This is a genomic window from Agromyces sp. P1_H4, assembly GCF_056405255.1.
In genome coordinates, this window is record NZ_JBFUCL010000170.1 from 1 (window position 1) to 7,910 (window position 7,910).

Annotated in this window: 8 protein-coding genes; 6 read left to right on the forward strand and 2 right to left on the reverse strand. The window is 73.7% G+C overall.

The features are described from left to right. The 6 genes from AC1DY2_RS11435 to AC1DY2_RS11460 all read left to right on the forward strand — a co-directional run. On the forward strand, positions 1 to 395 hold a 395-nt coding region (locus tag AC1DY2_RS11435), incomplete at its 5' end, for a prolyl oligopeptidase family serine peptidase (protein ID WP_476762543.1). A 77-nt stretch (positions 396 to 472) separates the two neighbouring features. Further along, positions 473 to 1,504 carry a YihY/virulence factor BrkB family protein gene (locus AC1DY2_RS11440; protein WP_476762544.1) on the forward strand — a complete coding sequence of 344 codons (1,032 nt, stop codon included), beginning with the start codon at positions 473 to 475 and terminating at the stop codon, positions 1,502 to 1,504. Positions 1,505 to 1,594: 90 nt separating this feature from the next. Then, the gene (locus AC1DY2_RS11445; RefSeq protein WP_476762545.1) at positions 1,595 to 2,902 is read left to right on the forward strand and encodes a sensor histidine kinase; all 1,308 of its coding nucleotides are present in this window, start codon (positions 1,595 to 1,597) and stop codon (positions 2,900 to 2,902) included. Then, positions 2,899 to 3,570 carry a response regulator gene (locus tag AC1DY2_RS11450; protein ID WP_476762546.1) on the forward strand — a complete coding sequence of 224 codons (672 nt, stop codon included), beginning with the start codon at positions 2,899 to 2,901 and terminating at the stop codon, positions 3,568 to 3,570. The genes AC1DY2_RS11445 and AC1DY2_RS11450 overlap by 4 nt, the downstream gene beginning before the upstream one ends. A gap of 150 nt (positions 3,571 to 3,720) precedes the next feature. Then, complete coding sequence (locus AC1DY2_RS11455) at positions 3,721 to 5,094, forward strand: acyltransferase family protein (RefSeq protein WP_476762547.1); 1,374 nt, start codon at positions 3,721 to 3,723, stop codon at positions 5,092 to 5,094. 63 nt (positions 5,095 to 5,157) lie between these two features. After that, a complete protein-coding gene (locus tag AC1DY2_RS11460) occupies positions 5,158 to 5,757 on the forward strand; it encodes an antibiotic biosynthesis monooxygenase (protein ID WP_476762548.1) in 600 nt (199 codons plus the stop codon). Positions 5,758 to 5,796: 39 nt separating this feature from the next. On the opposite strand, the gene AC1DY2_RS11465 is transcribed toward AC1DY2_RS11460, so the two are convergent. Next, on the reverse strand, positions 5,797 to 6,792 hold the full coding sequence (locus AC1DY2_RS11465) for an alcohol dehydrogenase catalytic domain-containing protein (RefSeq protein WP_476762549.1): 996 nt from the start codon (positions 6,790 to 6,792) through the stop codon (positions 5,797 to 5,799). Positions 6,793 to 6,874: 82 nt separating this feature from the next. After that, positions 6,875 to 7,720 carry an IclR family transcriptional regulator gene (locus AC1DY2_RS11470; protein ID WP_476762550.1) on the reverse strand — a complete coding sequence of 282 codons (846 nt, stop codon included), beginning with the start codon at positions 7,718 to 7,720 and terminating at the stop codon, positions 6,875 to 6,877. Positions 7,721 to 7,910 lie beyond the last annotated feature (190 nt).

The window sequence follows — 7,910 nt, forward strand, 5'->3', positions numbered from 1 at the left end:
ACGAGGGGTCGCGCGTCGCGGCGGTCGCGGAGCTGTCGGGCCCGGTCGGGCTCTCGGCGGCCGAGCTCGCCGCCGACGGCGGGTCGGCGTGGCTCAGCGGGATCGTGGGCGAGTACCTCGGCTGCGATCCTGGCGCGGGCCTCGAGGCCTGCCCGCAGCAGGCGGATGCCTCGCCGGCGAACCGGGTCGACCCGACCGATCCGCCGTTCTTCATCGGGCACGCGCAGCAGGAGATCGTGCCGCTCGCGCAGTCGCAACGGTTCGCCGACACCCTCAACGCAGCGGGCGTGCCCGTGCGGCTCGAGGTGGTGCCGGGAGCCAACCATTCCATCGGCATCCTCGACGACGCGCTGCGCCCCCGCGTCGCAGCGTTCCTGCACGCGTATCTCGGCTGACCCGCCCCGGCAACCCCTGTCCGCCCCGCCACGCCCGCCCGTAGGCTCGCATGGGCCGGTCCAGCAGGGAGGACATCATGTCCGACGACTCACCAGCGCAGCTCTCGACGGGCGACTGGCGCGTCATCCTGATTCGCACGTGGCATTCGTTCCGGATCAGCCAGGCGTATGACATCGCGGGGACGCTGACGTACTACGGCGTGCTGTCGATCTTCCCCGCGCTCCTCGCGACGCTGGCCGCGGTCGGGGTCTTCGGCAGCGCCGAGTCGGGCGCCAAGAACGTGCTGCAGGTGGTCGAGGACYTCGGGGGCAGCGAGTTCGCCGGCGCCATGCAGGAACCCCTCGCAGGACTCGTGGATGCCTCGCACGCGACCCTCGCCTTCATCACCGGCATCGTGGCGCTGCTCTGGGCGGCGTCGGGCTACCTCGGCTCGTTCGGCCGCGCCATGAACCGCATCTACGGCGTGGAGGAGGGTCGGCCGTTCTGGGAGATGCGGCCGAGGATGATCGCCACCTCCGCCGTGGTCGTCGTGCTCGTCGCGATCGCCGCCGTCGGACTGGTGCTCACCGGACCGGTCGCCGAGTCGGTCGCGCACGTGTTCGGCCTCGACGTGGGCGTCGTCTTCTGGTGGGACCTGCTGAAGCTGCCCGTGCTCGCCGGCATCGGCATCGTCGTGATGGCGCTGCTGTACTGGGCGACCCCCAACGTGCGCCGACGCCACCTCCGCTGGTTCAGCGTCGGTGCGGTCGCCGCGCTCCTGACCTGGGTGCTCGCCACCACGCTCTTCGGCGTGTACGTCTTCGGGCTCGGGCAGTACGAGCGCACCTACGGGGTCGTCGGCGGCGTGATCGCGTTCCTGCTCTGGCTCTGGATGTCGAACCTCGCGATGCTGTTCGGCGCCGTGCTCGACACCGAGGTGGAGCGAGCCCGCCAGTTGCGCGCCGGCGTGATCGCCGAGGAGCACGTGCAGCTCCCGCTGCGCGACGACCGGCTCATCGCGAAGAACCGCGAGCAGCTGGCCCGCGACGTCCGGGCGTCGGCGGCGATGCGGCCTCCCACGGCGGTCGACGGACTCGTGCCGTCGGCCGAGGAGTCGCAGCGGGGCTGAGGCGCCCCTGCCCCCTACTGCGGTACGGGCTGGGGTTCGCTCCGGCGAGGGATGCCACGGCCCCGCTCGCCGTGACAGGCTGCTGGCACCATGGACGACACCCAGCATCCTGCCGCACCTCCGATCGCACCCGATCCGCCGCACGCCGCGGGCCGGGCGACCGTGGGGTGGGCGCTCGCCGACGATCGGCGCCTGCGCGCCTGGCTCTGGCTCGCCACGTGCGTGCTGGCCGTGCTGCTCCTCGCCGTCTCGGTGCCGCTCGCCGCCACCCTCTACGGCGTGCACCTGCTCGCCGCCTTCGCGACCAGCCTCGCGCTGTCGGCCGCGATCCCGCTGGCCGTGCGCTTCCACTGGGTGGCGGCCGGACTCGCGACGGCCGGCATCCTCGCCTTCGCCGTGCTGTCCGCCCCGTCTGAGGGCGCCCCGTGGCCGTGGCCGGTCACGACGATCATCGGCCAGTTCGCACTGCTGCTGGTGCTGGGGCTCATGCGCGTGAGCTGGGCCGGCATGTTCGGCGTCTGGCTCGCGGGCGTGGTGGTCACGGTGCCGTTCGCCTTCGTCGACGTGGGCGCGGCAGCGAACGAGATCGCCGCGGCCGCGATCACGGCGATCGCCCTGCCGATCGCGCTGCTCATCACGCAGCGCAGGGTCGTCACCGCGGAGCTCTTCCGCGAGCGGGCGCACTCGGCCTCCGAGCAGGAGCGGCGGGTGCTCGTGGAGGAACGCAACCGCATCGCCCGCGAGCTCCACGACGTGGTCGCGCACGGGCTGTCGATCATCCACGTGCAGGCGACGAGCGCGCCGTACCGCGTCGAGGGGCTGAGCGATGAGGCGAAGGCGGAGTTCGCCGAGATCGCGGCATCCGCCCGAAGTGCGATGACCGAGATGCGACAACTCCTCGGGGTGCTGCGCAGCGCGGAGGCGGCTCCCGAGACCACCCCGCAACCCGGGCTCGGCGAGCTCGGCGCGCTCGCGGCATCCGTCGAACGCGCCGGCGTGCCCGTGACGCTCGACCTCGGCGAGCACCTGCCGCAGGACGGCCTCGCGTCGACGGCGGCGTACCGCATCGTGCAGGAGGCCCTGAGCAACGTGGTGCGCCACGCGCCCGGGGCGACGACGCACGTCGGCGTGGAGGTGCTCGCGGGCGACCTCGTCGTCTCGGTCGAGAACGATCCGGCCCCGGGCGCTCCGGATGCCACGGGGTCGGATGCCTCGGGGTCGGATGCCTCGGGGTCGCATGCCWCGGCGCCCGACTCCGTCGGCGGCGGCCACGGGCTCGTCGGCATCGGCGAGCGCGCCACCCTGCTCGGCGGGCGCGCCGAGCACGGGGCGCTCCCGGGCGGCGGCTATCGTGTGCTCGCGACCCTGCCGCTCGGCGCGGACGGAGGAACGGCGTGACGATCTCGGTGCTCATCGCCGACGACCAGGCGATGGTGCGCGCCGGATTCGCGGCCGTCCTCGCCGCCCAACCGGGGATCGAGGTCGTCGGACAGGCCGCCGACGGCGCCGAGGCCGTCGCACTCGCGCGCGAGCTGCGCCCCGACGTTGTCGTGATGGACGTGCGGATGCCGCAGCTGAACGGCATCGAGGCGACGCGTGCGCTGCAGACGCCGCCACGCAGCAGCGACTACGTGCCGCGCGTGCTGATGCTGACGACGTTCGACATCGACGAGTACGTGTACGAGGCGTTGCGCGCCGGCGCGAGCGGGTTCCTGCTCAAGGACGCCATGCCCGAGGAGCTCGTGGCGGGGGTACGGATCGTCGCGGGCGGCGACGCGCTGCTCGCGCCGAGCGTGACCCGCCGGCTCATCGAGGACTTCGCCCGGTCTGCGCCCGCACCCAAGCCGTCGGGCAACCGGCTCGCCCAGCTCACCGACCGGGAGCGTGAAGTGCTCACGCTCGTCGGTCGCGGCATGTCGAACTCCGAGATCGCGTCGGCCCTGTTCATCGCCGAGCAGACCGTGAAGACGCACGTGTCGAAGATCCTCCAGAAGCTCGGCCTGCGCGACCGGGTGCACGCCGTCGTGCTCGCGTACGACACCGGCCTCGTGCAGCCGGGTGCATAGCGCCCCCGCCCGCACGGCACCGCGCCGCACGCACACGTCGGACCCTACGCCGGTAGGGGTGCGAGACGGCTCCGCCGGGTGATGCCCCGCTCATCGCCGCGTCCCTAACCTGCCCCGCGAGGGCGGACGGGCCGCCCGGGATGGGGCACCATGACCGACACGATCGAGCGCCGCGCTGCGGCATCCGCCCCGCCAGCGGCATCCGCGGCACGGATCGCAGGGGGCACGCGGGTCGCCCGCGACCCGAGCGTCGACGCCGTCCGCATCGTGCTGCTCGTGGCGGTCTTCCTCCTGCACGCGATGATGTGCGGCGTCAGCGTGGGCGCGGCCGGCCCGGTGCTCGAGAACGCGCTCGAGGGGCAGGCGTGGTTCGGCCCGGTGAGCTGGGTCGTGCAGATCATGCCGCTGTTCTTCATCGCGGGCGGGTTCTCGAGCTTCCACCACTGGCGCTCGATGCGGGCGCGGGGCGCGACGCCGGCCGACTACGTGCGCTCCCGGCTCGAGCGGCTCGTGCGTCCGGCGGTCGCGCTCGTCGTGGTGGTGTCCGCGGCGCTCGCTGCGCTGGCGGTCGCCGGCCTGCCCGCCGACCTCGTCGCGACGGCCGGGTACCGCATCGGACAGCCGCTCTGGTTCCTCGGCGTGTACATCGCGATCTCCGCGCTCGTGCCGGTGATGCTGCGCGCACACGAGCGTGCGCGGATCCTCACGCCGCTGGCACTCCTCGCGGCGGTCGTCGCCGTCGACGTCGTGCGGATGGCGACCGGCGTCGAAGCGATCGGCTTCGCCAACCTCCTGCTCGTGTGGCTCCTCGTGCAGCAGCTCGGCTTCCACCTGGCCGACGGCACGCTCGACGGGCTCGCTCCCGGCACGCTGCTCACGTTCGCGGGTGGCGTCCTGGCCATCCTCGCTGCGCTCACCATTGCGGGCCCCTACCCCGTCGACATGCTCGTCAACCTCAACCCGCCCACCGTGTGCCTGGTCGTGCTGGGCGTCGCGCAGCTCGCGCTCTTCCAGCTCGCCCGTCCGCGCATCGCGGCATGGGTCGAGCGAGCGGATGCCTCGCGGCTCATCTCGTCCGTCGGCGAACGCGCCATGACGGTCTACCTCTGGCACCTGCCCGTGCTCGTCGCGCTGGCGGGCCTCAGCCTCGTGGCGAACGCCGCGATCGGGCTGCCCCTGCCCGAACCGCTCAGCCTGGAGTGGTGGGCGACCCGCCCGATCTGGCTGGGCGTGGCGGCGGCCGCCGTCGTGCCGGTGGCGCTGGTGTTCGGGCGGTTCGAGCGGGCACGGGCCGGTGAACGCACGACCGACGCGGCGGAGGCATCCGCTCGGGCCGGCGCCTGGAGCACGGCCGTCGATACGGTGTGCGGAGTCGCGGCCGTGGCCGTGCTCCTCGTGGTGGGCTTCGCCCCGCTTCCGGCCGCCGTCGCCCTGGTGCTGCTGGTCGTCTCGCTGGCGGGAAGCGGCCGGATCGCCGCCGCCGTTCGGCGCAGGACCACCGGGCACGCGCTGCGAACGCGGTGAGCCCGCGGCATCCGTGACGACTCGGAAACCCCGATGCGCCGGAAGATGCGGTGGGATGGGTGCATGGCGACTGATCCGATCACCGTGTCGATCCGGCGCGAGGTCGACCCCGCGCACATCGCGGAGGCGACCGCCTGGGTGCAGACCGGCGTGAACCTCGCGAACAAGTACCCGGGCTTCCTCGGCTCGGGCTGGGTGCGCGCGGGCGAGCGCTCGCAGGTGTGGCACATGCTCTACCGCTTCGCGAGCGAGGAGACCCTCGAGGCGTGGGAGCGGTCGACCGAGCGCAGCTGGTGGCTGTCGATGGGCGAAGGCTTCGTCAAGTCGGAGCGAAGCCGGCGGCGCACGGGCATCGAGGGCTGGTTCGACGAGCCGGCGACCGGCTCGGTGCCCGCGGCGGATGCCACGACCGGCGCCGAGGGCGACCTCGAGCTGCCGCCCGCCCCGCCGCGCTGGAAGCAGGCGGTCACCATCTGGCTCGGGTTCTTCCCGGTGAACCTCGTGTTCACGCTGCTCGTCACCGCGTTCGTGCCGGGCTGGAACGAGCTCGCCGTGGTGTGGAAGGTGCTCGCGACGACCCTCGTGCTCACGCCGATCATGACGTACTGGGTGCTCCCGTTCGTCACGCGGACGTTGCGGCGCTGGCTCGCGCCGCACGCCTGAGGCAGCGGCGCTCGCGCGGCATCCGACCCCGGGGTGGGTTCATGGCGCGAGCACGAGCTTGTGGCCGGTGAGCCCCGCGTCGAGGCGGGCGTGACCGGCCCGAGCATCGCCCAGCGGCAGCACCTCCACCTCGGGAACGACGATCTCGCCGCGCGCCGCACGCTCGAGTTGCCCTGCGAGGAGTGCGCGGTACCGGCCCGGGCGGGTCGCGACGAACAGCGGCACCGAGACGACGCGCTCCGCGGGATGCGCGAAGGATCGACCGACCGCGCCAAGGCCGCCCCGGACCGTATCGCCTCGCTCGTGGCCGCGACGGCCCACGAACGAGAGCCGGACGACCTTGCCGTCCGGCGACACGGCGCGACGCACGGCAGGATCGCCGGTGTGGTCGACCGCCGCGCTGACGCCGCCGGTGGCGGCGCGAAGCCGCTCGATCCACCCGGCCTCGCGATAGTCGATCCACGTCGCGCCGAGCGCCTCGATCGCGTCGCGGTTCGAGGCTGACGCGGTGCCGAACACCGGATGCCCCGCTGCGATCGCCTGCGCGGCGACCCGTCGGCCGACGGAGCCGCTCGCCCCCTGCACGAGCACGGCGCGACCGGCCTTCGGGTGCATCAGCGACCATGCCAGTGCGGCCGTGACCACGTCGAGTGGAAGCGTAGCCGCCACCGCGGAGTCCAATGCGTCGGGCACGGGCACGAGCAGCCTCGCCGGCACGTCGATCAGGTTGGCGTGGGCACCCATGCGCGGCAGGCAGGCGGCGACGCGGGCGCCCTCGACGAGCCCGCGTGCCGCGGCATCCGCTGTGGTGCGTTCGATCACCCCGAGGAAGTCGTAGCCCGGGGTGAATCCCGCCCGCGGCTGCAGCAGATAGCCTCCCTGGCGGGCGAGTGCGTCGGTCGAGCCGAGCGAAGCGTGGGTGATGCGCACGCGCACGCGACCGCGCCGCGGCTCCCCGGCGTCGTCGGTCACGAGCTCGAGCACCTCGGGGCCGCCGAAGCGGGCGACGCGGATCCGGCGGCGCGGGCTTGTCATCTTGGCTCCTCATCGCGTGACGTGGGACCTCGAGAGTAGTGGGCTCCTTGGAGTGCTGGCGGGGACTTCGAAGATGCGCCGGTCAGCGGATGCCGCGGATGCGCCGCGAGAGCGTCGACGCCGCCTCCCGCACGGCCTCGACCGCGCGCTCCTGCAGCTCGGGCGCCGCGTCGTCGGGGAAGGTCACGGCGATGGCGGCGGCCGGCCACCCGAGGTGGTCGACCACGGCGGCCCCCGCCGAGGCGAGGCCGGTGGTGACCTCGCCGTCCTCGTCGGCCCAGCCGCGCGCACGCACGTCGGCGAGCACGCGCTTCAGCCTCCCGTAGCTCCAGCCGGCTGCCTCCGCCTCGGCCGTCTCGCCCTGCGGATGCCGCACCGCGAACGCCGCCCGATCGGGATAGAGCGCGCGCAGCTGCGCCGGCGGAAGCTCGGCGAGCATCGCCCGGCCGGTCGCCGTGAGGTGCGCGGGGAGGCGCACGCCCACGTCGGTGACGAGCGACGGACGGCGGGGGGCGCGCTCCTCGACGAGGTACAGCACGTCGCGTCCGTGCAGCACGGCGAGGTGGCCCGACTCGCCCAGCCGGTCGACGAGCGCCGCGACGAGCGGGCGGCCGAGTCGCGCGAGGGGCTGCTGGCGGCTGAAGCCGCTCGACAGCTCGAAGGCGGCGATGCCGAGCCCGTAGCGCCGGTCCTCGGGCAGGTGCACGACGAAGCCGMGCTCCTGCATGACGGCGAGCAGGTGGTACACCGTCGAGCGCGGCAGGCCGAGCGCGTGCGCGATCGTCGCCGCGGGCACCGGGCCGCGCTGCGCGGCGAGGTGCGCGAGGATCGCGAGCGTCTGGTCGGCCGCAGGCACCTTCGAGCCGGACGACCCGCCGTCGCGTGCGCCGAGCGGTCGCGAATGGTCGCTCGGCGGCGTGGAATCCAGCACTTCGCGACCTCTCGACGACGCTTCGCCGGCGCGGCGTCGTGTCGGCGCACCCAATCGTACCCGCGCGTCCGGGATCCCGGACGGATGCCGCGGCGGCGGCATTCCCGCGCGCGCGAGCGCGGTGTGGAATCGGAGGCATGAGCACCATCGCGCCCGCCCAGCCCGCCACCGCCGCGGCATCCGTCAC